Here is a 21,488-nt window from a genome sequence, read left to right as displayed (position 1 = left end):
GAATCACTCCCGGAGCTCACGCCCGGTGAGCCGGATAAAAAGACTCTCGAGCGAGGGGGGCTTGATGGCGACCTCGTTGACCTGTTCGAGAGAGGCGGCCAGCTCGATCAGGCGCGATGCGTGTGCGCTCCCGCTGGGCACCGCCACCACAGCCTCGTCCGCCTCGTCCAGCAGGATCTCCGCGCCGGCGAGGGTTGCGACCACGCCGCGCAGGCGCGCGCGGTCGAAGGTGCCGCGCAGGCTGAACAGCTGCACGTCGGAGACCTCCGCGCGCAGGCTCTCCAGCGTGCCTTCCTTGATGATGCGTCCCTCGTCGATGATGCCCACCCGCCTGCACAGGCGCTCGGCCTCCTCCAGGTGGTGCGTGCTCATGAGCACCGCCGTGCCCTTGCCGGCGATATCGCGTATCCGTTCCAGCAGGAGCAGGCGTGTCTGGGGATCCAGCCCGGTGGTGGGTTCGTCGAGAATCAGCGCCCCGGGTTCGTGCAGGATGCCCAGCACGAGCGTGAGCCGACGCAGCATGCCGCCGGAAAACGTGCCCGCCGGCTTGCCGGCGTGGTCGGACAGTTCCATCCAGTCCAGCAGTTCGCGGGAGCGCTCCTTGAGCACGCGCGCCTCCACATTATAGAGGGAACCAAAGAACATGCAGTTGGCGAGGGCGCTCAGCTCTTCGATCACGATGGACTGCTGCGGCACCACGCCGAGGATGCGCTTGGCGGCCAGCGAATCGCGCACCACGTCGTGCCCGCCGATGCGCGCCTCGCCCGAGGAAGGCAGCACCAGGCCGGAGAGGATGCCGATAATGGTGGACTTGCCGGCCCCGTTGGGGCCCAGCAGGCCGTAGACCTCGCCGGGGGCCACCCGGAAGGAGACGCCGCGCACGGCCTCGACTTTGCCGTAGGATTTGGTTAGACTGCTAACTTCTATCATGATTTGCACTTGCTCGTGTGGGCAATCTGGGGAGTATAGGTGGAGCGGGCATGGGCGGTCAAGCGAGGCCGGGTGGCTCCCGGCGGGCGCCGGGGCCCATTCCCGGGAACCCATGACGCAACACATCCAGGTCCTCCTCGAAGACAACCACCTGCTCGGCGTCCTCAAACCGGCGGGCCTGCTGGCCCAGGGCGACCGCACGGGCGACCCGACCGCGCTGGCGCAGGCGCGCGCGTACATCAAGGAGCGCTACGCCAAGCCCGGCGACGTGTACCTGGGGCTGGTGCACCGCATCGACCGGCCGGTGTCCGGCGTAATGGTATTTGCGCGCACCTCCAAGGCGGCGTCGCGCCTGGCGCGCGCGTTTCACGACCGGGTGGTGGAGAAGTGCTACCTTGCGGTGGTGGTGGGATCGATGCCGGACGACACCGGCGAGTTGAGTGGTTTCATCGAGCGCACGCACACCCGCTCGCGCATGGCCGCTGCGGACGGCCCGCGCGCCCGCGAGGCGTCGCTCGAATACCGCGTGCTGGCTCGCTCCGAGTTGACGTTGCCGACGCGCGATCGCCGCCGCAAGGCGCCGGCGCGGATGGTATCGCTGGTGGAGATCAACCCGCGCACGGGGCGGCACCACCAGATCCGGCTGCAATTCTCGGCGGCAGGATTTCCGCTGCTGGGGGACCTGAAGTACCGCGCGCCCGAGCCGTTGCCGGAACGCGCCATCGCGCTGCACGCCGCGCGCCTGCGCTTTCCGCACCCGGTGGGGGGAGAGACGGTTGAGCTGGCCGCGGCGCCGCCGGACGTCATCCCGTGGACGCTGTTCGGCGCGGCCATCGCGCGCTGGCTCAATTCTCCCGCGCCATAGTCAGCACCACGCCCTCGCGCACGCCGCCGCCGGTGATGTGCGCCACGCGCTTGTGCGCCGCGCCCATGACGGCGAGGACCACAGCAATGCCGGCGGGGATGATGTCTGCGCGGTCGGCAGGAAGCCCCGGCATGCGCTTTCGTGCCGCGATGGTCTTGCCCAGACATGCCCGTTCCAGTTGACGCAGTTCGGCCAGCGTCATGCTTCCCTGCCACAGACGCCCGCTCGCATCGTGCCGCGCCATGGCCAGCGCGGTGGTGGCGGAGCCGCCCACGGCCATGAAGACCGCGCGCGGCGCACGGAGCGCGTGCTTCGCAATCACCGGATGAACCGCACGCTCGATGGTGCGTTTCATTTGCAGGTACTCGCCGGGCTCGATGGGGTCGTGGTGAAGAAAGCGCTCGGTCAACCGCAGCGCGCCCAGCGGCAGCGAGGTGACGCCCACGATGGTGGTGCCGCGCGCGGCCACGAGCTGCGCCGACCCGCCCCCCACATCGAGCATCAACGCCGACGCCGGCGCGCGTTCCATGTGCGAGCGTGCTGAGAGGAAGGCCATGCGCGCCTCCTCGCGGCCGGAGAGGATGTGCACCCCGACGCCGGTGGCGCGTTCGATCTTCTTCGCCACCCGGGCGCCGTTCTCCGCCGCGCGAAATGCGTAGGTTCCCACTGCGACCACATGCGTGGCGCCGTTTCGCCGCGCCTCGGCGACGAGCTTGCGGGCCGCATCCACCGCGCGTGCCGTGGCCGCGGGCGAGATGCGCCCGTTTTTGTGCAGGCCGGTACCGAGGCGGGTGGTGACACGTGCGAAGTGGATCGGGCGCACGTGGCGGCCGTCGCTGGTGGCCACCAGCAGCTTCATGGAGTTGGTGCCGATGTCGAGCACCGCGATGCGCGGTGCGCCTGCGGCGCGCTTCATCGTCCCGCGCGGATGGCGGCCGAGAGCTGCTGGATGGTGGGGTCGTTGGGCGGGGAGTGGAAGGCGGCCTGCTCCAGCGCCTGCAGTGCCGCGGCCTTGTCGCCCTTACGGCTGTACAGCTCGGCCAGCGCGATGTAGCCCTGGCGTTCATAGCCCAGCAGTTGGGCGATGTGGGTGTAGCTCTCGATGGCCGCGTCGATGTTGCCGGTGCTGCGCTGGATCTCCGCGAGCGCCAGGAAGGCCGGCGGGTACACGGCCCGCGTGGGATCGACGATCTCGTTGAGCATGCTCAGCGCCTTGTCGGTGTCACCCGTCATGGCCGCGCAGCGGGCGAGTCCGGTGATGGCGCGCTGGTCCGACGGAGAGAGCTGCAGCAGGTGCTCGTACACGCGCTGCGCGCTGGCGAGGTCCTGGCGCTTGAGGTAACAGTCGCCCAGGCAGTCGAGCGCGTGGCGGGCGAGTTCGTCGTTGCCGCCCACGCGTTCCAGCACCTCGATGGTGCGCGAACACAACCCGCTCTTCCACAACAGCACGCCGAGGTTGTAGTCGACCTCGCGCTGGATGGCGCGGTAGGCCGGGGTGGGTGATTCGGCGTTGATCTCGGCGGCGCGCGAGAAGTGATTGAGCGCGGTGCCTTCCATCCCCATCTTGAGGTAGGCGTTGCCGAGCGTATAGTTCGAGAAAGCGTCCGAGTAGGCGCGCATCTGTTTCTGGTAGGCGTAGTCCGAGTTCACCAGCAGGGCCGCGGCGGCGAGAACCACGATTGCGCGTACCACGCCGAACTGCCGCTCACGAAATGCGCGCACCAGGTACACGGTGGCGTAGCCGGAGAAGAGGGTGAGCACGGGGATGACGGGCAGCCGGAAGCGCGCGTTCACGAAGAACACCACCACGCCCAGCGAGTAGACGATGACGAACAGGTAGAACATGGCCAGTTCTGCGCGGCGCCGCCACAGGAGGAACCCGCCCAGCAGGGCCAGCGGCCCGATGAGCCAGAAGCCGGGCAACGGCACGTACTTCATGCCCGCCAGATGCCAGAAGAAGTAGATGTACTTGTCGTTGGCGCGTTCGCCCGCTCCCCAGAACATCATGAACTTCTTGCCCATGAGGCGCCATGCCTGCTCCGGCTGGGTGCGGATGTAGTCGAAGCCGCGCTGGAAGTAGTAGTCGGACACCTCGGCCAGGGTGAGCTTCTTGCCAGTGGCGCGCTCGGCGAGGGCGATGGCGTCGTTATAGCCGCCCCACCAGTCGGCGCGCGTTCCCGGCACGATGGCGGTGGAGCCGTCGGAGGCGGGGTTGTTGCCGATGTAGAAGTTTACGCCGCCGGATGCGCCCACGGGAACGATGGCGCGGGCGACCACGTAGTTGCGCACCATCACCGGCGCGATGGGAATGGCACACGCCACCGCCACTACAATTGTCTGCCGCAGCCAGCCGCGCGCGCCCGCCGGGCGCCGGCGGCCCGCGAGGTACAGCGCGATGGGGATGGCGGGGAAGAACACCAGGATGCTGGGACGATCGATGGTCGCCAGTCCCAGCACGAACCCGCCCACGGCCAGGCGAACCAGCGAGTGCCGCCTGGTCCCCTGCAGCAATAGCAGCATGGCCAGCGTGTTCAGGAAGATGAAGGTGGTCTCGATGAGGAGATCGCCTTCCATGTACACTAGCACCCAGTACAGCGCCGTGGTCAGCCCCGCCACCAGCGCCACGGTGCGCGAGAACAGCTCGCGCGCGGTCAGGTAGATGAGCCCCGCGGTGAGCGCGCCGATGACGTGCTGCACGAACACCGCAAAGGCAATGCTCGACCCGCTCACCCGGTACAGAAACGAGAGAAAATACGGGTACAGCGGTCCGCGGAAAAATGCATCGGTGCCGCGCGTGCCACCCGCCACCAGGTCCTGCGCCCACTCGTGGTGGTAGAGCGCGTCCATGATGGGGAAGCTGAAGGTCGGGTTGAGCTTCTGGTTGAGAAAGAAGAAGGTGAGGCGCAGCAGCAACGCCACGCCCAGCACGATGGCGACATCGATGCGGTCGGCGTGGTTGCGCCACGAGAAGGGCGTCGCCACGTCGAGCCGGTCGCGGGCGCCGGGCCGCGGAGTGCCCGCACCCGTGGCGTGTGACTTCTTTTGCTTCTTTGACTTCGCCATGCCGGTCGTCGGTTAGAACTGCCAGTCTAGCATATGGTTACGGCGCGAACAATCGCCCCCTTTGGAACGCTTCGTGCACATCCGGGAACGACCGGAAACCCGGTCCTTCCCGGGCGGCATGCGCCGCATCCGGGTACGGACCGGTATCCCCCGGCGTTGCGCACCATGAGCGACCGCACAAAGAAACCATCGTCCACCAGCCGCCTCAACGCGGAACTGCTGGCCATGGTGCGCATTGCCAGCACCATCCTCCAGCACACGGAACTGGACGACATCCTCGCCGCCATCACGCGCGAGCTCTCCCTGCTGGTCGATTTCGACCGCTCCAGCATCGCCCTGATGGAGAGCGGCGGGCGGCACCTGTCGCTGCAGCACATCTATAAGGAGGACGTCGGGGGCGAGCGCATCGGCGAGGGCCGGCCGGTGCCGCTGGACGAGACCACCATCATCGGCTGGGTGGCGATGAACAAGCGGGCGCTCCTGCGGCGTGACGTCGCCTCGGACGGCCGCTTCACGGAAGTGGTGCAGGAGGAGAACCTGCGCTGCGACATGGTGGTGCCGCTGATCGCGCACGGCAACGTCATCGGGACGCTCAACGCGGGCTCGTACACCGCCAACGCCTTCAGCGACACCGACCTGGAGAAGATGGTCAACTGCGGCAACATCGCCAGCGGCGCCATCGAGCACGCGCTGCTCCTGCGCGACGCCAAGGATCTCGGCGAGCGCTACCGCACCCTGCAGCGCAACGCCAGCGACATCATCATGCTCATCGACCGCAACACCGGCCGCCTGGTGGAGGTGAACCGCCAGTGCTGCGAGGTGCTGGGGCTGCCCGAGGCGGACCTGCTGCGCAAGTCGTTCTTCGACCTGTTTCCCACCGAGGACCAGTTCCAGGCGCGGCGCGATTTCATCAACATCATGAGCCAGAAGTCGCGCTTGTTCACCGACCGCCGCCTGGTGAGCCGCGACGGCAACGTGCTCTACGTGGACATCAGCGCGAGCCTGATTCAGATCAAGAAGGACACCTTCATCCAGGCGCTGGTGCACGACATCACCCAGCGCAAGATGCTGGAGCAGCAGATCATCCTGCAGAACCGCAACCTGCAGGACGCCAACCAGAAGCTGCGCGAAGTGGACGAGATGAAGACCGAGTTCCTGGCCAACATCAGCCACGAGCTGCGCACGCCGCTCTCGGTGATCATCGCCTACACCGAGGCGCTGCGCGACGGCATCGTGGGCGACGCCGACCGCCGCCACTTCCTGGACGTGATCGCAGACAACGGCGGCAACCTGCTGCGCCTCATCAACGACCTGCTGGATCTCTCCAAGCTCGAAGTCACCGGCACCATGCTGAGCTTCACCCTGTCGCACATCCACGACGTGGTGCGCTCGCTGTGGCCCAAGATCCTCGCTACCGCCGAGGAGAAGGGCATCCAGGTCACCTTCCAGCCCGGCTACGACGTGCCGGTGGTGTACATCGACAACCGCCGCATCGGCCAGGTGGTGATGTGCCTGGCGCAGAACGCCATCAAGTTCACCGAGGCGGGCGGACACGTGACCCTCGTCACCGAGCGCACCGACGAGGGCGTGGTGGTGCGGGTGGCCGACACCGGGCAGGGGATCCCCGAGGAGAAGATGCCGCGTATCTTCGATACCTTCCGGCAACTCGATGGTTCGTCCACGCGGCGCCGGGGCGGGCTGGGCATCGGGCTGGCCATCGCCAAGCACATCGTGGAGCTGCACGGCGGCAAGATATGGGTGGAGAGCAAGTCGGGCGCGGGCAGCGTGTTCGCGTTCATGGTGCCGGTGGGCACCACCGACTTCCTGCGCAGCCACGAAGAAGGCAGCGCCACCATGGGCACCACCCCCATGCCGGAGACGCACGACATCATCGACGGCGCGTAAGACCGTTCAACACTACGTCCCAACCAAAAGAAAGGGCCGACTCGCCAGAGCCGGCCCTCTTCATTCATACCAACGGACGCGAGTACGCCTACCCCTTCGTTTCCTCCACCGATTCCGTCAAGAGGACCACCTGGTTGTTGGCAACTTTCAACAAGCCGCGTCCCACCGTGTAGTGGCTCACGCGGTTGTCGGGGAGCTTCACGGTGAGCTCGCCGGTCTGCACCGTTGTAATGAGCGGCGCGTGGTTGGCGAGCACGCCCAGGTAGCCCGCACCGCCCGGGGCGACGATCGACACGACGTCGCCGTCGAACGCCTTGCGGTTGGGGGTGAGCACCTTGAAGCTGAACTTGGGTTGCGTGACCATACGTCGGTTCCTCTCCGCCTACGCCATCGCCTTGGCGCGCTCGATCACGTCGTCGATGGAGCCGGCCATGTAGAACGCCTGCTCGGGGATGTCGTCGTGCACACCCTCGATGATCTCCCTGAAGCCGCGGATGGTGTCCGCGATCTTCACGTACTTGCCCGGTGAACCGGTGAACACCTCGGCCACGAAGAACGGCTGCGAGAGGAAGCGCTGAATCTTGCGCGCGCGGTTGACCACCTGCTTGTCATCTTCGGACAGTTCGTCCATGCCCAGGATGGCGATGATGTCCTGCAGCTCCTTGTTGCGCTGCAGAATCTCCTGCACCTGGCGCGCCACCTTGAAGTGCTCCTCACCCACCACCGAGGGGGAGAGAATGCGCGAGGTCGACGCCAGCGGATCCACCGCGGGGTAGATGCCGAGCTCGGCGATCTGTCGCGAGAGCACGGTGGTGGCGTCGAGGTGCGAGAAGGTGGTGGCCGGCGCCGGGTCGGTGATGTCGTCGGCCGGCACGTAGATGGCCTGCACCGACGTGATCGACCCCTTCTTGGTGGAGCAGATGCGCTCCTGCAGGCCGCCCATCTCGGTGCCCAGCGTGGGCTGGTAGCCCACCGCACTCGGCATGCGGCCGAGCAGGGCGGATACTTCCGAGCCCGCCTGCACGAAACGGAAGATGTTGTCGATGAACAACAGCACGTCCTGGTTCTCGGCGTCGCGGAAGTACTCCGCCACAGTGACGCCGGTCAAGCCCACGCGCAGACGCGCGCCGGGCGGCTCGTTCATCTGTCCGAAGATCAGCGAGGTCTTGTTGACCACGCCGGACTCGTTCATTTCGAGCCACAGGTCGTTGCCCTCGCGCGTGCGCTCGCCCACGCCCGCGAACACGGAGTAGCCGCCGTGCTCGGTGGCGATGTTACGGATGAGCTCCTGGATGAGCACCGTCTTGCCCACGCCGGCGCCGCCGAACAATCCAATTTTGCCGCCCTTGGCGTACGGCGCCAGCAGGTCGACCACCTTGATGCCCGTCTCCAGCTGCTGAATCTCGGTGGCCTGGTCTTCCAGCGAGGGCGCGGGACGGTGGATGGGGAGGCGCTTGTCCGGCTCCGGCAGTGGGCCCTTGCCGTCGATGGGCTCGCCCAGAATATTGAAAATGCGCCCCAGCGACTGCGATCCCACCGGAACGCTGATGGGTCCGCCCTGGTCCACGACTTTCATGCCGCGCACCAGCCCGTCGGTGGACTTCATGGCGATGGCGCGAACCACGTTGTCGCCCACGTGCAGGGAGACCTCGCACACCAGGTCGATGTTGCGTGCCTTGTCCACAATGCTGATGGCGTTGTAGATGGACGGCAGGTGGCCGGAGGGGAACTCAACGTCGACGGTGGGTCCGATGACCTGCACGATCTTGCCGACGTTTGCGTTCGATTTCGCGTTCGATTCCATTCTGTCTTCCTCTCCCGTTCAGGGTGCTACTTGAGGGCTTCGGCGCCGCCCACGATCTCCGCGAGTTCGCGCGTGATCGTGGCCTGGCGGAGCCGGTTTCTCTCGATGACCAGGTCTCCCAGTTTCTCTTCCGCGTTCTTGGTGGCCTGCTGCATGGCCGCCATGCGCGCGCCGTACTCGGAGGCGAACGAATCCGCCAGCGCCGAGAACACCAGCGAGGTGGCGTAGAGCGGCAGCAGATCCGCGAACAGCTCGTCTCGCCCGGGCTCGATGATGTAGTTGTCGTCCGCGCCCGCGCCTGCCACCGGCGGGATGCTCAGGAACTTCTGCACCGTAATCTTGTACAGCGCGGCGCGGATGGACTTGGCAAAGATGAAGTAGAGCGCGTCCACCTCGTCGTTCGCGTACAGTTCGATCAGCTTGCCGGTGATCTCCTTGACCTCGGCCAGCTCCAGCTTGTCGCTGATACCCGTCCTGCTGAACACGACCGGTGTGGAGCGGCGGCGGTAGAACGCCTGCCCCTTCTTGCCGATGGTGATGAGCTTGCAGTCCTTGTCCGAATTCTCGTTCATGAACTGCTGTGCTGCGCGGATCAGGTTGGTGTTGAACGCGCCGCACAGCCCGCGGTCGCCGGTCACCAGCACGATGCCCGGCTTCTTTACCTCGTGCTGCGAGAACAGACGCCCCAGCGTGGTCCGCACCGGCGGTCTTTCGTCGGCGTAGGTGAACTCCACCGAGACGTCCTCGGATTCTTCCATGCCGCCGCCGGCCAGTCCGCCCAGCACCCGGTCGAGCTCGTCGGTGTAGGGACGAACCCCGTGCGCGCGCGACTGCGCCCGGTTGAGCTTGGCGGCCGCCACCAGCTGCATGGCGCGCGTGATCTTGCCGATGTTCTCGACAGACCGGATGCGCTGTTTGAGATCGAGTAGTGTCGCCATTGGATTGCGCTACTTCGCGGCCGCCAGGCCACGGGCAAAGTCCGCCTTGAACTCGCCGCACGCCTTGCGCGCCTCGGCTTCCAGCTCCTTGTCGAATGCCTTCTTCTCGCGCAGCTTGCGCACCACGTCCGGATACTTCCCGTCCATGAAGGCGTAGAACTCCTTCTCGTAGCGCTTGAGGCTGTCGGTCGGCAGGTCGTCCAGCAGACCCTCGTTGGCGCAGAAGATCAGCAGCACCTGGCGCTCGGTCGGCAGCGGCTCGTCCTCGTCCTGCTTGAGGATCTCGACCATCTTCTCGCCGCGCGTGAGCTGAGCGAGCGTGGACTTGTCGAGGTCGGAGCCGAAGCGCGCAAAGTTGGCCAGATCGCGGTACTGCGCCAGCGCGAGACGCAGCCGTCCCGCCACCTGCTTCATCATCTTGGTCTGGGCGTTGGAGCCCACGCGCGACACCGAGATACCCACGTTGATGGCGGGCCGCACGCCGGCGTAGAACAGGTCGCCCTCCAGAAAGATCTGCCCGTCGGTGATGGAGATCACGTTGGTCGGGATGTACGCCGTCACGTCGCCCAGCTGCGTCTCGATGATGGGCAGTGCGGTGAGCGACCCGCCGCCCAGCGGCTCGGACAGCTTGGCGGCGCGCTCCAAGAGCCGCGAGTGCAGGTAGAAGACGTCACCGGGGTAGGCTTCGCGGCCCGGCGGACGGCGCAGCAAGAGCGACATCTGGCGGTACGACTGCGCGTGCTTGGAAAGATCGTCGTAGAAGCACACCGCGTGGCCGCCGCTGTCGCGGAAGAACTCGCCCATGGCGGCGCCGGCGTAGGGGGCCAGGAACTGGAGCGGCGCCGGATCGCTGGCCGACGCGCTCACGATGGTGGTGTACTCCATCGCACCGTGCTTCTCGAGCCGGCGCACCAGCTGCGCCACGGTGGATTCCTTCTGCCCGATGGCGACGTAGATGCAGATGACACCGCTGGTCTTCTGGTTGATGATGGTGTCGATGCACAGCGCCGTCTTGCCGGTCTGGCGGTCGCCGATGATCAATTCGCGCTGTCCGCGGCCGATGGGGATCATGGAGTCGACCGCCTTAAGGCCGGTCTGCAGCGGCTCCTTCACCGGCTGGCGCTGCACCACGTTGGGCACCACGGCCTCGACCGGGTTGAAGGTGTCGGTGACGATGGGGCCCTTGCCGTCAATGGGCTGGCCCAGCGAGTTGACCACGCGTCCCAGCAGGGCCTTGCCCACCGGGACCTGCGCCACCTTGCCGGTGCGCTTGACGGTGTCGCCCTCCTTGATGCCGGCGTCGTCGCCGAACAGCACCGCACCCACGTTGTCGGTCTCGAGGTTCAGCACCATGCCGGCCACCCCGCCGGGGAACTCGAGCAACTCGCCCGACATGGCGTCTTCGAGTCCCCACACGCGGGCGATGCCGTCGCCCACCTGGAGGACGGTACCGACCGACTCCATTTCGAGTTTCACGTCGGACTTCTGCAGTTCCGCCTGGATGATGGAACTTACTTCTTCGGGTCGAAACGCCATGCTCTCACTCCTCGGTATTCTATTCGATGTGTCTCTAACGTACCCGCAACGCGAGCAGCTCCTGCCGCATCTCCGCGAGATGGTTGCGGATGCTGCCGTCGATGATCTGGTCGCCCGCAATCATGATCACGCCGCCGATCACGCCGGGGTCCACGCGCTTGACAATCTTGGCCGTCTTGCCCGTGCGCTTCTCGATGGTGGCCTTGGCCTTGCGCTCCAGTTCGAGGTCCAGCGGAACGGCGGTCACCAGCGCCACCTCCACGATGCCGCGCTCCTCGTCGTACAACGCCTCGAACGCCTTCTCGATCTCCGCGTAGTTCGCCATGCGCTTCTTGTCGATCAGGAGCAGCACGAACTTGACGAAGAGGCCGGACGCGCGGTCGCCGATGACCTTGACCACGAGGTCCTTCTTCTCGTCCGACGTGGCCTGCAGAGACTCCAGGAAGCGCTTGAACGAACGCTCCGCCTTGAGCACCCTCGCAAAGCTGACCGCGTCGCCGTAGACCTGGTCCAGCACGTCCTCCGCCCTGGCCGCATTGAACAGCGCCACCGCGTAGCGTTTGCCGACTCCGGAAAGGACCATCGTCTATCGTCCCGCCGGCCGGTTGGCCACTTCGTCCAGGTACTCGTTGATCAGGCGCCGGTGCTGCGCGTCGTCGAGCCGCTGGCGGATCAGCTTCTCGGTGGCGGTGAGCACGGCGTCGACCATCTGGTCCCGGAAGGTCGCGTTGGCCTTGTCCATTTCCATGCCGATGTCCTGGGTGGCCTTGACGCGCATGTCGACGGCTTCCTGGCGGGCCTCGTCGCGGATTTTGCCCGCGATGCCGCTGGCCTCGTGCGCCGCCTCCTGGATGCGCGCGCGCCGGGTGGCCTCGATGCCCGCCAGCTCTTCATCGTACTTGCGGCGCAGCGCATCCGCGTCGGCCCTGGTGCGCTCGATGCTCTCGAACTCCGCCGCGATGGTCTCGCGGCGTTTCTCGATGAACGCGAGCAGCTTGTCCCACGCGTACTTGCGCAACAGCCACAGGACGATGAGGAAGCCAACGACCTGGGTCAGTAATGCTTTCCACTGAAGTTCCATCTCACACTCCTCGGCCACGCGCCGTCACGCGCCACACGGCCGTCTGACAGGGGAAAGAACCCCGGTTACTGGATCTTGCCCATGAGCAGGAACACGGTGACGAACGCGTAGATCGTGAGCGCTTCGATGAGCCCGGCGCCGATGATCATCGCGGTCTGAATCTTGCCGGAAGCCTCCGGCTGGCGGCCGATGGCCTCCATGGCCGAGCCGATGGCGCGGCTGAAGCCGATGCCCGAGCCGATGGCGGCCAGGCCCAGGCCGATGGGGAGGGCAAAGCCCAGAGCGGTTGATGCGTCCATTTCAATAACCTCCTCAGGTTACGTTTGGGTTTGGGAAACAGGAACTAGTGCCCCTCGTCTTCGTGGGGCAGCCACAGCAGGATATAGATGGTGCTCAATAGTGTGAACACCAGCGCCTGAATGAAACTCGTCAAGAATGCCAGCAGGATGAACGGTACCTGGAACGGAATGCCGATGGGCGAATTGGCGAACGACAGCGCGGTGACGCCGAGGCTGCAGAAAGCAAACAGCAGCACGTCTTCGCCGGATACGTTGCCGAAGAGTCGCAGCGACAGGCTTACCGGACGTGCGATCTCGCCGAGAATGTGAATCGGCAACATGATGGGCACGAAGGCCCACTCCACCGGGCTCTTGGGCGAACCCGCCAGGTGCTTGAGATAGCCGACGGGGCCGTTGCTCCGAAGCCCGATCCAGTTCGAATACAGGAACACGCACAGCGCCAGCGCCACGGTGGTGTTGGGGCTCGCGGTGGGCGACTTGCCCAGGGGCAGCACACCGGAGAGGTTCATGGCCAGGATGTAGACGAACAGCGTGCCCAGGAAGGGAACGAACTGCCTCCCACGCGGACCGAGGATGCCGATGATGAAGTTCGACAATCCCTCCACCACCATCTCCACCACGTTCTGCAGGCGCCCCGGAATCATCTGCGGGTTGCGCGAGGCCAGCCGCGCCACCACGATGAGCAGGCCGGCGATGGCGAACGAGAAGATCATGCCCTCCCACTCGTGCAGGAAGCCCTTCACGGCGGGGTTGTGGACGAACTCCAGGATCAGCGTGATCCAGTTGGGCAGCTCGTGGGCGGCTTCCTCGTGGGCCATGTCGTGGGCCTCGCCGTGCGCGACGTCTTCGGCGACCTCGGTGACGAGGCGCAGCATCCCGTTGCCCGCGATTCGCTCGATCAGATGGGTCAGACTCACGATTCCAATCCTTGTCTACGGGGTCCGCGTGTCTCGTCGAGACCGAGGTAGGCGCGTCCCGCGGCCTTCATGACGGCGACGAACAGCGGCCAGGTGAAGCCGGCCACCAGCCATGCGGCCGGCAGGTGCAGCACCGCCAGCAAGGCCAGTCCGGCGGCGTATAGAACGGGAAACTTGATGGCCAGCGCGATGACGATGGCCGTCTTGTCGCGTTCATCGGCCAGCACGCGCTTCACGACCGCTGCAATGAGCGCCAGATTGATCAGCGACCATACCATACCCGCCAACCACGCCGCGCCCGCCATCAATCCAAAGTAAAAGGTGAGCGGAATACCGACGACGATGCCCAGCACGAGCGAGGTCTTGCGCACGCGACTGAGCAGGTCCGCATCGACGGCCGACCAGGCGGCGGTCGCTACGCTATTTCGTGCTTCGATCACGCTTGTCGTCTCCATCGGAGGGGGCATTCGCCTTCTTGATTACGAGTGCAACTTCACGCACACCCGCGGCGAACCCCAGCAGCAGCAGGACGATGGTGAATAGGGGTTGTAGGTTGAACTTCTTATCGAGATAGCGGCCGATCAGAAGACCGGCGATCGGGGGCACCGCCATCAGAAACGGGATCGTCGACAGCAACCCCGCCTGACGTGCCCAGTTGTACCGTTCCTTCTCCGGCTTCATGAGCCGGACCAGGAGATAATCTCCGATGCGCCGGCGGAGCCGTTGGGCCCATTCCTCAAGACGCCCGACTCTACCGGACAGGTGCTCCCGTCAGCAACCGTTAAGAGACTATGTGAAAGGTTTAGCAATGTCAAATCCAAAGGTCGTGGCCGGGAGAATGTCCCCGGCGCGGGGCCATCTCCCCCTGGGGCACCAGCTTGGCCCGACGTGCCGCGCCGGTTCACGGCCAGCCCCGTAACTTTATTCATAAAAGCGTCTTACCATGCCGGAGACCCAATTTCGTGGCCACAACCCTTGGGTCACTCGTCCGGGCCGTCGCTTCCCGCCAGGGCCTTGCGGGCCTCGCGCAGGTCGTCCTCCAGGGTGGCCACGCGGCGCTTCAACTCCTCGAGCTCCGCGGCGGTGGTGGTCTTACCGGAACGGGTGGCGTGTTCGGCCCGGATGCGCTCGGCGCCTTTGCGGGCCCGGTCGCGCACGGCGGCAAGCGGATCGCCGGTCGCCACCCGCTCCAGGGTGCCCACCGAGCCCGGATCGCCAATGGTGATCAAGGCGTCGATCACCGCCTCGCGGGTGCGCAGGTACCAGTCGTCCAGGAACGGCGCGAGGAACTCGGCCGCGCGCCGCCGGTCGGATTCCTTCGTCAGCTCGCGGGCGAGGGATGCGTACGCCTTGATGGCCGGGTGGCGCTGGTCGCGCCGGTTGCCCGGCGTGCAGTACGGACGAACGCGGTCCATCGCCGCGGGGTCCTTGAGCGCGGCCAGTCCCTCGATGGCGACGGCGCGCACGGAGCTGCGGTCCGACTCCTGCTTGAGTGCCGCAACACACACCATTGACGCGCGGTCGTCGCCCGTCTTCACGAGGCTGCTGACGGCCTGCACGCGTACGCCGTACGCGCGGTCGTTGTTGATGGCCTTTTCCAGCGCGGCCGCGGCCACCGCGTCGCGGTGGAAACCGCCCAGCGCCTCGGCGCAGGCCAGCCTTACCCGCGCGTCATCCAGCCCGAGGCCTTCGACGAGCACGTCGCGCGCAGCCGGCGTTCCCGCCGCGCCCAGCGCCAGCGCTGCTTCGCGGCGCAGGCCCCAGTACTGGTCGGATTGCAGCACCGCGCGCAATACCGGGGCGGTGCGCGCGTCGGCGCCCATGCTGCCCAGAGCCAGTGCCGCATCCACGCGCGCGGCAAAGTCGCCTTGCTCGAGCGTGTACAGCAGCTCTTCCAACCGGCGTGGGAAGTCCAGCGTCTTGGGAATCCACCCGCCCTTGTCGAAGACCACCATCTTCGGTTCGGCGGGGACGGAGAAGTAGTAGTCCTGCGACGCTCGTTCCGCCACGATGCGCTGCGTGCGCGTGCCGCCCTCCCACGCAATCTCCACGTCCAGCGGCACGCGGAACACCGGCACCAGTCCCTCCGCCACCTGGGTCTGCTCCACGCGCATGTGCAGGACACCGGTTTCGCGGTCCCAGTCCTTGCTGACGCGGAACTTCGGGTAGCCGGCCAGGAACACCCACTGCTCGAAGAACCAGTCGAGGTTCTCGCCAGTCACGTCGCGCACCGCCCGCATGAGGTCCTGCGTCTCCACCACCGAGTGGGCGTGACGCCGGGTGTATTCGTGGATGGTGGCGCGGTACATCTCGTCGCCCAAGAGGAAGCGCAGCATGTGCAGCACACTGGCGCCGCGGTTGTAGACGTTGGTGTTGTTGCGCGCGTCGCGGCGGTTGTAGAAGTCCACCACCATGGGCCGCGGGTCGGCGTCGTCGCTCACCACCACCTTGCGCTGCGCCTCCAGCATCTTGTAGCGGAAGGCGTCATCGCCGGCGTGGTGTTCCTCGTAGAGATAGGCGTAGTAGGTGGCGAAGCCCTCGTTGAGCCACATCTGGCTCCACTCGCGGCAGGTGAGCAGGTCGCCGTACCACTGGTGGGCGAGCTCGTGCGCCACCAGGGAGCGCTCGGTGCGCGTGAGGCCTTCGCGCTCGTCGTACAGCGTGCGCATGTTCATGGTGGTGGCGGTGGTGTTCTCCATGCCGCCGTAGATGAAGTTCTGCACCACCACCTGCGCGTACTTGGTGTACGGGTAGTCGATGCCGATCTCCTTCGAGAAGTACTCCATCATGTCGCCGGTGAGGCCGTAGCCGCGCAGGATGGTGGCGTCGTCCGCGTCGGGCGGAACCACGTACCACACGTCCACGTCGTTCCACTTCTGTTCGTACACGCGGTACTTCGCCACCGCGAGCATGATGAGGTAGCTCACCTGCGACTGCTCGAGCTTCCAGTAGAACTCGGTCTTGTCTCCCACGTCTTTCTTCTCGACCAGGGCGCCGTTGGAGATGGCGGTGTATCCGTGTGGCACCCGGAAGCGCCCCTCGAAGGTGGCGCGGTCGTTGGGGTAGTCGAAGCACGGGATCCAGTAGCGGTTGTCCTCGCCCTCGCCCTGCGACCACACCTCCCAGCGCTTCTCGGGGATGCCCTTCTCGGTGGGGATCCAGTACAGGCCGATTTTGGGGGCGCCCCGGTAGTACACGCGCACCTGCGCCTCCTCGCCGCGGGCGAGGGCCTGCGGCAGCTTCACCACGAGCTGGTCGTCCGCCACCGCCTCCGCCGCGCCGCTGATCCACGAGGTGTTCTGGCCCGCCGAGACCGGATAGTCGAACGCGGCGCGGTGGCCGTCCACGGTGACCGAATCCACGGTAAGTTCGACACAGTTGAAACCAATCTCCGCCACGAGCGGTCTAAGAGACTGGAGGGTGTGGGTGACGCTGCCGGCGATGCGCTGTCCTTCCAGGTCGATATCGAGATCGAGCGCCGTGTGCAGGGTGCGGAAGGCGCGGCTGGGGGACACGTACTGGAGCGGATCGGGCGCGAGCGAGGCCGGCTTGCCGCCCGCCATGGCCGCAACGGCCGCCGCCGCCGTCAACATGCCCGCCACCGCCGCCGCCGCGCGCGGCAGCGCCGCCCGGAGCCGCGCCGGGCCCTCATTGAATGCGCGGGCCGTGCCGGTGTAGAGCGGTCCGTAACGGCGCCGGTCACGCCGGCCCGGGAGGGAGGTCATGATCGAATTCTCGGCATTCATTCTCATGGGTCTCCTGGTGGGTTCGATCCTGCTGGGGGCGTTTGTGCTCCATGCCGTTCTGGCCATCGTGCTGCTTCCGCTGAAGCTCGGTTTCGCGTTGCTCAAGGGTGTATTTGCCGCCGTACTGGTCGTGCCGGCCATTGCCGTCGGCGTGGCCGTGCTGATCGGGTTCGTGGCCGTCGGATTGTCGGTCGGCTTCGCCGCGATGCTCCTGCATCTCTTGTTCTGAGTCATGCCGCGGTCGCGCGCACGGTCACGTAGCGCGACAGGGCGTCCCGCCATTCGGGCATGACGTCCAGATCCAGCGCCTGCAACGCGCGATTCTCGAGGACGGAGTTGGCCGGCCGCCGGGCGGGCGATTTCCAGTCCGCGGCGCGGATCGGCTGGACCTGCGCGGTGACGCCGGCAAGCCGCAACAGTTCGACGGTGAACTCGTGCCACGAGCAGTCGCCCGCGTTGGTGGCGTGGTAGACGCCGGGCGCCACGGCGGCCTCGATCATGCCGCGAATCTGTGCCGCGAGATCGGCGGTGTAGGTGGGGGTGAGGCGTTCGTCCGCCACCACACGCATCGCGTCTTCGCCGCCCGCCCGCGCCAGCATCGTCTCCACGAAATTGCTCCCCTTGCCGCGGCACACGTGGACGCCGTAGAGCCCGCTGGTCCGCACCACCACCGTCCGGGGGCACTCGTAACGCGCAAAGTGTTCCCCGGCAAGCTTGGATATCCCGTAGGCGTTGAGGGGGCGGGGCAGGTCGGTCTCCACGTACGCGCTGCCCTTGCAGCCGTCGAACACGTAGTCGGTGCTGATCTGCAGCAGGCGCGCGTTGTTCGCCGCGCACGCGCGCGCGAGGACGCGGGCGCCGAGGGCGTTGTTTTCGAACGCCGCCAGCGGGTCGCGTTCGCAGCCGTCCACGTGGGTCATGGCCGCGCAGTTGATGGCCCAGTCGGGCCGCAGCGCTTCCACCACGCGGCGCACGTTGTCTTCGTCGCGGATGTCGGCGCGCGCGTGGTCGACGCCTTCCACCTGGTGTGCGGAAAGCGCGCCGGCGACGTCACGGCCGAGCTGACCGCTGACACCGAAGATCGCAATCTTCATGCTGGAAGGACCGCCCGAGGCTCAGGGTGTGGACTGCGGGGGTGGGCCGCCATCTCGAATGCGGCCCGCCAGGATCAGGACGCCTATTCTTATCACATCGAGGGTGAAAAATAAAGGAATGGTGAGCCAGTGCCAGGGGCGCGCATAGCGGCAGAAGAAGCGCCGCGCGCTCGCGAGCTTGCGCGTGGCCTTGCGCCGCGACAGTTGTCCGCCGGTGCTGGCCGAAATGCGGTGCCAGACCTTCGCGGTGGGGACGTAGCGGATCCCGAACCCGGCCCGGGAGGCCCGGACGCAGAAGTCGGTGTCCTCGAAATACGCCCGGTACGACGGGTCGAGCATGCCGACCCGCTCGAAGACCTCGCGCCGCGCCATCAGGGCGCAGCCGCTCACGTAGCCCACCGGCCGCGGTGTGTCGTACTGGCCGCGATCGGTCTCCCGGATGCCGATGTGCCGCGCCGTGCCCCGCCACATCGACACCTCTCCACCGGCGAACCAGATCCGGTCCGGCGGTGTTGAATAGTAGATCTTGGGGCCCGCGATCCCACCGCCGGGCGTGCCGTCGAGGCCGCCGGCGAGCTCGGCGATGAAGGCGGGATCCACCAGGGTGTCGTTGTTCAAAAGGACGATATGCGTGGCGCCGTCGTCGAGCGCACGCCGGATGCCGGCGTTGTTGCCGGCCGCGTAGCCCAGGTTGGCGGGGTTGGAGAGGACGGTGACGCGCGCACCGAATCTCTCGCGGACCGCCTCCACGGTGCCGTCGCTGGAGGCGTTGTCGACCACCAGCACGCTCACGCCGGGTGTGGTGACCTTCGCGAGTGAGTCGAGGCAGTCGAGCGTGAGGTCACGGCCGTTCCAGGTGAGGACGATGACGGCGATGGCCGGCGTGGTTTCGGGAGGCATGGACGCATTATAGAGAGTGGCGCGCTGGTGTACCATCGAATCGTGGCCGCTTGACGGGCTTCGCCGCGCGGCCGTACCCTTGAAACAGGTTCCGCGACGCGCGTCTCGCCGGGGTTTCGTGCCCGCCGTTCCTTGAGCATCAACCAATGAAACCAACCCGATTGATCATCGCCGCCATCGCGGCCATCCTCGTGCTCGCCGCCGCGTTCGGCCTGCGGCGCGTGCCGGGCGGTTTCGAGGCGGTGCGCGAGTCGCCCGGCGGAGCGTTCGAGGTGGTGGGTCCGGGGTGGCACTTCGTGGGACCCGGAAAGCACCTGGTGCGATATCCGCTGGGTGCGCGCAGCTATCGCGTTCCTTCCGGGGAAGCGGACGGCGCATCCTTCCCGGTCATCTTTCAGGACAGCCGTTCGGTGGCGGTTGCCTTTCGCATCGACCTCGACATCCCGCCCGGTTCGGCCCGCCCGCTCTACGAACGGTTTTCCGCGGACTTCGAGGGAGGCATCGAACGTCTTGTGGTTGCGGCGGGGGAGATCGAGGCGGCGTCGACGCCCACGTCCAACGATGCCGACGCATTCGCAGCCGGTGTGACGGCGCGCATCCGTGACGAACTCCAGCCCCTGGGCATCGCGCTGAAGGGCGCCACACTGCTGCGCTGGGGGGACCGTTCCCTTGAGGCCGCGGCAGCGGGCGTTCACGGCCCGGCGCCGCGCCGGTTGATCATCGTGGGCGTGGACGGAGGCGACTGGCTGAATCTGCGGCCGCTGATGGACGCGGGGCGGCTGCCCAACTTCGCCCGCCTGGTGCGCGAGGGGACTTCCGGGCCGCTGCGCAGCGAAGAGCCCATGCTGTCCCCGCTGCTGTGGACCACCATGGCCACGGGCCGCTACCCGGAGGACCACGGGATTCTGAATTTCACCGTGGTGGATCCCGAGAGCGGTGCGCGCGTTCCCATCAGCCGGCTGTACCGCCGCGTGGATGCGTTCTGGAACGTTCTCGGCGACTTCGGCCGCAGCGTTGCCGTCATCGGCTGGCTGGCGACGGATCCCGCCGAAACCGTCAACGGTCTGATGGTCACCGACAAGTTCGGCTACCTCGCGTACGCGCCCACCGATACCGCGCGTGCCGCCGCCACCAGCGTCTATCCGTCGTCACGCGACGACGAGTTGTCGCGCCTGGTGGTGCACGGTGATGCGGTGCCCGATCCGGAGATTGCACAGTTCGTCGCCCTCACCCCCGCGGAGATCAAGCGACACCGTGGCGCCTTCGACCCCAAAGATCCGGTCAACAATCTCATTCATCTCTACGCGTCGACGATGAGCTTCCGCAACATCGCGCTGCACGCGATGGAGACGAACGCACCTGACGTTCTCGCCGTCTACTTCGAATGGGTGGACGCAATGAGTCACCTGTTCATGCTGCACGCGCCGCCGCGCATGCCGGACATTCCCGCCGACGAGTACCAGCGCTACCATCGCGCGGTCGAAGAGGCGTACGTGCTGCAGGACCGTATTCTGGGCGAGTTGATGGCGGCGATGGACGACAATACCGTGCTGATGGTGATCTCGGACCACGGATTCAAGGCCGACGAGTCGCGCCTGCGCAATCGGCCCGAAATCTGGGCCGGGAACGCGGCCAAGTGGCACCGCCTGGACGGGATCGTGGGTTTCTATGGTGCGGGGGTGAAGCAGGGGCACGTCCTGGAGGGTGCGACCATCATGGACATCGCGCCCACCGTACTCGCGCTGGCGGGGCTGCCGCGCGCGAGCGACATGCCCGGCCAGCCGCTGACCGACGCGTTCGAGCCGGAGGTGGTGGCGGGCTTCAGCCCGGAGGTCGTTGCCACCCTGAACCGGGAGCGCGAAAGCCAGGCCGGAACCGCAGACGCCGCCGCCACCGAAGAAACCATGAAGAAGTTGGAAGCGCTCGGGTATCTGACGCCCGACAACGCGGACGCGCAGAACAACCTGGGGCAGCGCTACCAGCAGCGCGGCGAGTATCAGAAGGCGGTGGAGGCGTACAAGGAAGCCATCCGCATGCGCCCCAATTTCTACAGCGCGTACAACAACATTGCCGTGTGCTACGGCAAGCTCAAGATGTACCCGGAGGCGGAGGAGGCGTTGCGCAAGTGCATCGCACTCAAGCCGGACGACTTCTACGCCATGAACAATCTTGCGGTGATGTACATCGAAACCGGACACATCGAAGAGGGAACGCGCTTTGCCGAGGCGGCGGTCAAGACCGAGCCGGGCTACGCCAACGGACGGGTGACGCTGGGGTCGGTGTACGCGATGCAGCGCCGCTTCGACGAGGCGGAGGAACAGTTCCGCGAGGCGTTGCGGCTGGACCCCGGAAACCAGACCGCTCTTGTGAACCTGGAGAAACTGGCCGCGGTGAGGGGATCTCAATGACG

Annotated in this window: 20 protein-coding genes; 4 read left to right on the top strand and 16 right to left on the bottom strand. The window is 66.4% G+C overall.

Annotated elements, in window-relative coordinates; translation table 11 throughout:
• Positions 1–3 precede the first annotated feature (3 nt).
• Positions 4–930: an ABC transporter ATP-binding protein gene (locus OEX18_09350; GenBank protein ID MDH4337462.1), complete on the bottom strand. Its 927-nt coding sequence runs from the start codon at positions 928–930 to the stop codon at positions 4–6.
• 112 nt (positions 931–1,042) lie between these two features.
• Here OEX18_09350 and OEX18_09345 point away from each other — a divergent pair, with 112 nt between their 5' ends.
• Complete coding sequence (locus OEX18_09345; protein ID MDH4337461.1) at positions 1,043–1,795, top strand: RNA pseudouridine synthase; 753 nt, start codon at positions 1,043–1,045, stop codon at positions 1,793–1,795.
• On the opposite strand, the gene OEX18_09340 is transcribed toward OEX18_09345, so the two are convergent.
• Together OEX18_09340 and OEX18_09335 are read right to left on the bottom strand one after the other, a co-directional pair.
• Positions 1,776–2,711 carry a hypothetical protein gene (locus OEX18_09340; protein ID MDH4337460.1) on the bottom strand — a complete coding sequence of 312 codons (936 nt, stop codon included), beginning with the start codon at positions 2,709–2,711 and terminating at the stop codon, positions 1,776–1,778. The genes OEX18_09345 and OEX18_09340 overlap by 20 nt on opposite strands.
• On the bottom strand, positions 2,708–4,858 hold the full coding sequence (locus OEX18_09335) for a glycosyltransferase family 39 protein (protein MDH4337459.1): 2,151 nt from the start codon (positions 4,856–4,858) through the stop codon (positions 2,708–2,710). The genes OEX18_09340 and OEX18_09335 overlap by 4 nt, the downstream gene beginning before the upstream one ends.
• A 165-nt stretch (positions 4,859–5,023) precedes the next feature.
• Between OEX18_09335 and OEX18_09330 the strand changes: the two genes are divergently transcribed.
• Complete coding sequence (locus tag OEX18_09330; GenBank protein MDH4337458.1) at positions 5,024–6,763, top strand: ATP-binding protein; 1,740 nt, start codon at positions 5,024–5,026, stop codon at positions 6,761–6,763.
• Between the two features lie 88 nt (positions 6,764–6,851).
• Here the strand turns inward: OEX18_09330 and atpC are convergent, their stop codons facing one another.
• The 11 genes from atpC to OEX18_09275 all read right to left on the bottom strand — a co-directional run bounded on the left by atpC (position 6,852) and on the right by OEX18_09275 (position 17,063).
• Positions 6,852–7,127 carry an ATP synthase F1 subunit epsilon gene (atpC, locus tag OEX18_09325; protein ID MDH4337457.1) on the bottom strand — a complete coding sequence of 92 codons (276 nt, stop codon included), beginning with the start codon at positions 7,125–7,127 and terminating at the stop codon, positions 6,852–6,854.
• Between the two features lie 18 nt (positions 7,128–7,145).
• Positions 7,146–8,567: a F0F1 ATP synthase subunit beta gene (atpD, locus tag OEX18_09320; protein ID MDH4337456.1), complete on the bottom strand. Its 1,422-nt coding sequence runs from the start codon at positions 8,565–8,567 to the stop codon at positions 7,146–7,148.
• 26 nt (positions 8,568–8,593) lie between these two features.
• Complete coding sequence (atpG, locus tag OEX18_09315) at positions 8,594–9,505, bottom strand: ATP synthase F1 subunit gamma (protein MDH4337455.1); 912 nt, start codon at positions 9,503–9,505, stop codon at positions 8,594–8,596.
• Positions 9,506–9,514: 9 nt separating this feature from the next.
• Positions 9,515–11,041: a F0F1 ATP synthase subunit alpha gene (gene atpA, locus OEX18_09310; protein ID MDH4337454.1), complete on the bottom strand. Its 1,527-nt coding sequence runs from the start codon at positions 11,039–11,041 to the stop codon at positions 9,515–9,517.
• Positions 11,042–11,075: 34 nt separating this feature from the next.
• Positions 11,076–11,624: an ATP synthase F1 subunit delta gene (gene atpH, locus OEX18_09305; protein MDH4337453.1), complete on the bottom strand. Its 549-nt coding sequence runs from the start codon at positions 11,622–11,624 to the stop codon at positions 11,076–11,078.
• A gap of 3 nt (positions 11,625–11,627) precedes the next feature.
• On the bottom strand, positions 11,628–12,122 hold the full coding sequence (gene atpF / locus OEX18_09300; protein ID MDH4337452.1) for a F0F1 ATP synthase subunit B: 495 nt from the start codon (positions 12,120–12,122) through the stop codon (positions 11,628–11,630).
• Positions 12,123–12,187: 65 nt separating this feature from the next.
• Positions 12,188–12,421: an ATP synthase F0 subunit C gene (atpE, locus tag OEX18_09295; protein ID MDH4337451.1), complete on the bottom strand. Its 234-nt coding sequence runs from the start codon at positions 12,419–12,421 to the stop codon at positions 12,188–12,190.
• A gap of 44 nt (positions 12,422–12,465) precedes the next feature.
• A complete protein-coding gene (gene atpB / locus OEX18_09290; GenBank protein MDH4337450.1) occupies positions 12,466–13,338 on the bottom strand; it encodes a F0F1 ATP synthase subunit A in 873 nt (290 codons plus the stop codon).
• Positions 13,335–13,778: a hypothetical protein gene (locus tag OEX18_09285; GenBank protein ID MDH4337449.1), complete on the bottom strand. Its 444-nt coding sequence runs from the start codon at positions 13,776–13,778 to the stop codon at positions 13,335–13,337. The genes atpB and OEX18_09285 overlap by 4 nt, the downstream gene beginning before the upstream one ends.
• A complete protein-coding gene (locus tag OEX18_09280; protein MDH4337448.1) occupies positions 13,759–14,019 on the bottom strand; it encodes an AtpZ/AtpI family protein in 261 nt (86 codons plus the stop codon). The genes OEX18_09285 and OEX18_09280 overlap by 20 nt, the downstream gene beginning before the upstream one ends.
• Positions 14,020–14,318: 299 nt before the next feature.
• Entirely contained in the window at positions 14,319–17,063 is a 2,745-nt protein-coding gene (locus OEX18_09275; protein MDH4337447.1) for a M1 family aminopeptidase, read from the bottom strand.
• On the opposite strand from OEX18_09275, the gene OEX18_09270 reads away from it, so the two are divergent.
• Positions 17,062–17,313 (top strand): hypothetical protein, encoded by a 252-nt coding sequence (locus OEX18_09270; GenBank protein MDH4337446.1) that lies wholly within the window; start codon positions 17,062–17,064, stop codon positions 17,311–17,313. The genes OEX18_09275 and OEX18_09270 overlap by 2 nt on opposite strands.
• A gap of 1 nt (position 17,314) precedes the next feature.
• Here the strand turns inward: OEX18_09270 and rfbD are convergent, their stop codons facing one another.
• Both rfbD and OEX18_09260 read right to left on the bottom strand, forming a co-directional pair.
• Positions 17,315–18,178 carry a dTDP-4-dehydrorhamnose reductase gene (gene rfbD, locus OEX18_09265; protein MDH4337445.1) on the bottom strand — a complete coding sequence of 288 codons (864 nt, stop codon included), beginning with the start codon at positions 18,176–18,178 and terminating at the stop codon, positions 17,315–17,317.
• Between the two features lie 21 nt (positions 18,179–18,199).
• Positions 18,200–19,078 (bottom strand): glycosyltransferase family 2 protein, encoded by an 879-nt coding sequence (locus OEX18_09260; protein ID MDH4337444.1) that lies wholly within the window; start codon positions 19,076–19,078, stop codon positions 18,200–18,202.
• Between the two features lie 146 nt (positions 19,079–19,224).
• On the opposite strand from OEX18_09260, the gene OEX18_09255 reads away from it, so the two are divergent.
• Positions 19,225–21,486: an alkaline phosphatase family protein gene (locus OEX18_09255; protein ID MDH4337443.1), complete on the top strand. Its 2,262-nt coding sequence runs from the start codon at positions 19,225–19,227 to the stop codon at positions 21,484–21,486.
• Positions 21,487–21,488: the final 2 nt, after the last annotated feature.

It is taken from the genome of Candidatus Krumholzibacteriia bacterium (assembly GCA_029865265.1).
Classification (GTDB): Bacteria; Krumholzibacteriota; Krumholzibacteriia; order WVZY01; family JAKEHA01; genus JAKEHA01.
Note: the sequence above shows the minus strand (reverse complement) of the source record. Positions and strands in the feature narration are given on the sequence as shown.

What these genes read in the sequence shown, in the direction of transcription:
- OEX18_09350 (MDH4337462.1), bottom strand. Translation starts at nt 930, where the DNA reads ATGATAGAAGTTAGCAGTCTAACCAAATCCTACGGCAAAGTCGAGGCC.
- OEX18_09345 (MDH4337461.1), top strand. Translation starts at nt 1,043, where the DNA reads ATGACGCAACACATCCAGGTCCTCCTCGAAGACAACCACCTGCTCGGC.
- OEX18_09340 (MDH4337460.1), bottom strand. Translation starts at nt 2,711, where the DNA reads ATGAAGCGCGCCGCAGGCGCACCGCGCATCGCGGTGCTCGACATCGGC.
- OEX18_09335 (MDH4337459.1), bottom strand. Translation starts at nt 4,858, where the DNA reads ATGGCGAAGTCAAAGAAGCAAAAGAAGTCACACGCCACGGGTGCGGGC.
- OEX18_09330 (MDH4337458.1), top strand. Translation starts at nt 5,024, where the DNA reads ATGAGCGACCGCACAAAGAAACCATCGTCCACCAGCCGCCTCAACGCG.
- atpC (MDH4337457.1), bottom strand. Translation starts at nt 7,127, where the DNA reads ATGGTCACGCAACCCAAGTTCAGCTTCAAGGTGCTCACCCCCAACCGC.
- atpD (MDH4337456.1), bottom strand. Translation starts at nt 8,567, where the DNA reads ATGGAATCGAACGCGAAATCGAACGCAAACGTCGGCAAGATCGTGCAG.
- atpG (MDH4337455.1), bottom strand. Translation starts at nt 9,505, where the DNA reads ATGGCGACACTACTCGATCTCAAACAGCGCATCCGGTCTGTCGAGAAC.
- atpA (MDH4337454.1), bottom strand. Translation starts at nt 11,041, where the DNA reads ATGGCGTTTCGACCCGAAGAAGTAAGTTCCATCATCCAGGCGGAACTG.
- atpH (MDH4337453.1), bottom strand. Translation starts at nt 11,624, where the DNA reads ATGGTCCTTTCCGGAGTCGGCAAACGCTACGCGGTGGCGCTGTTCAAT.
- atpF (MDH4337452.1), bottom strand. Translation starts at nt 12,122, where the DNA reads ATGGAACTTCAGTGGAAAGCATTACTGACCCAGGTCGTTGGCTTCCTC.
- atpE (MDH4337451.1), bottom strand. Translation starts at nt 12,421, where the DNA reads ATGGACGCATCAACCGCTCTGGGCTTTGCCCTCCCCATCGGCCTGGGC.
- OEX18_09280 (MDH4337448.1), bottom strand. Translation starts at nt 14,019, where the DNA reads ATGAAGCCGGAGAAGGAACGGTACAACTGGGCACGTCAGGCGGGGTTG.
- OEX18_09270 (MDH4337446.1), top strand. Translation starts at nt 17,062, where the DNA reads ATGATCGAATTCTCGGCATTCATTCTCATGGGTCTCCTGGTGGGTTCG.
- OEX18_09275 (MDH4337447.1), bottom strand. Translation starts at nt 17,063, where the DNA reads ATGACCTCCCTCCCGGGCCGGCGTGACCGGCGCCGTTACGGACCGCTC.
- rfbD (MDH4337445.1), bottom strand. Translation starts at nt 18,178, where the DNA reads ATGAAGATTGCGATCTTCGGTGTCAGCGGTCAGCTCGGCCGTGACGTC.
- OEX18_09260 (MDH4337444.1), bottom strand. Translation starts at nt 19,078, where the DNA reads ATGCCTCCCGAAACCACGCCGGCCATCGCCGTCATCGTCCTCACCTGG.
- OEX18_09255 (MDH4337443.1), top strand. Translation starts at nt 19,225, where the DNA reads ATGAAACCAACCCGATTGATCATCGCCGCCATCGCGGCCATCCTCGTG.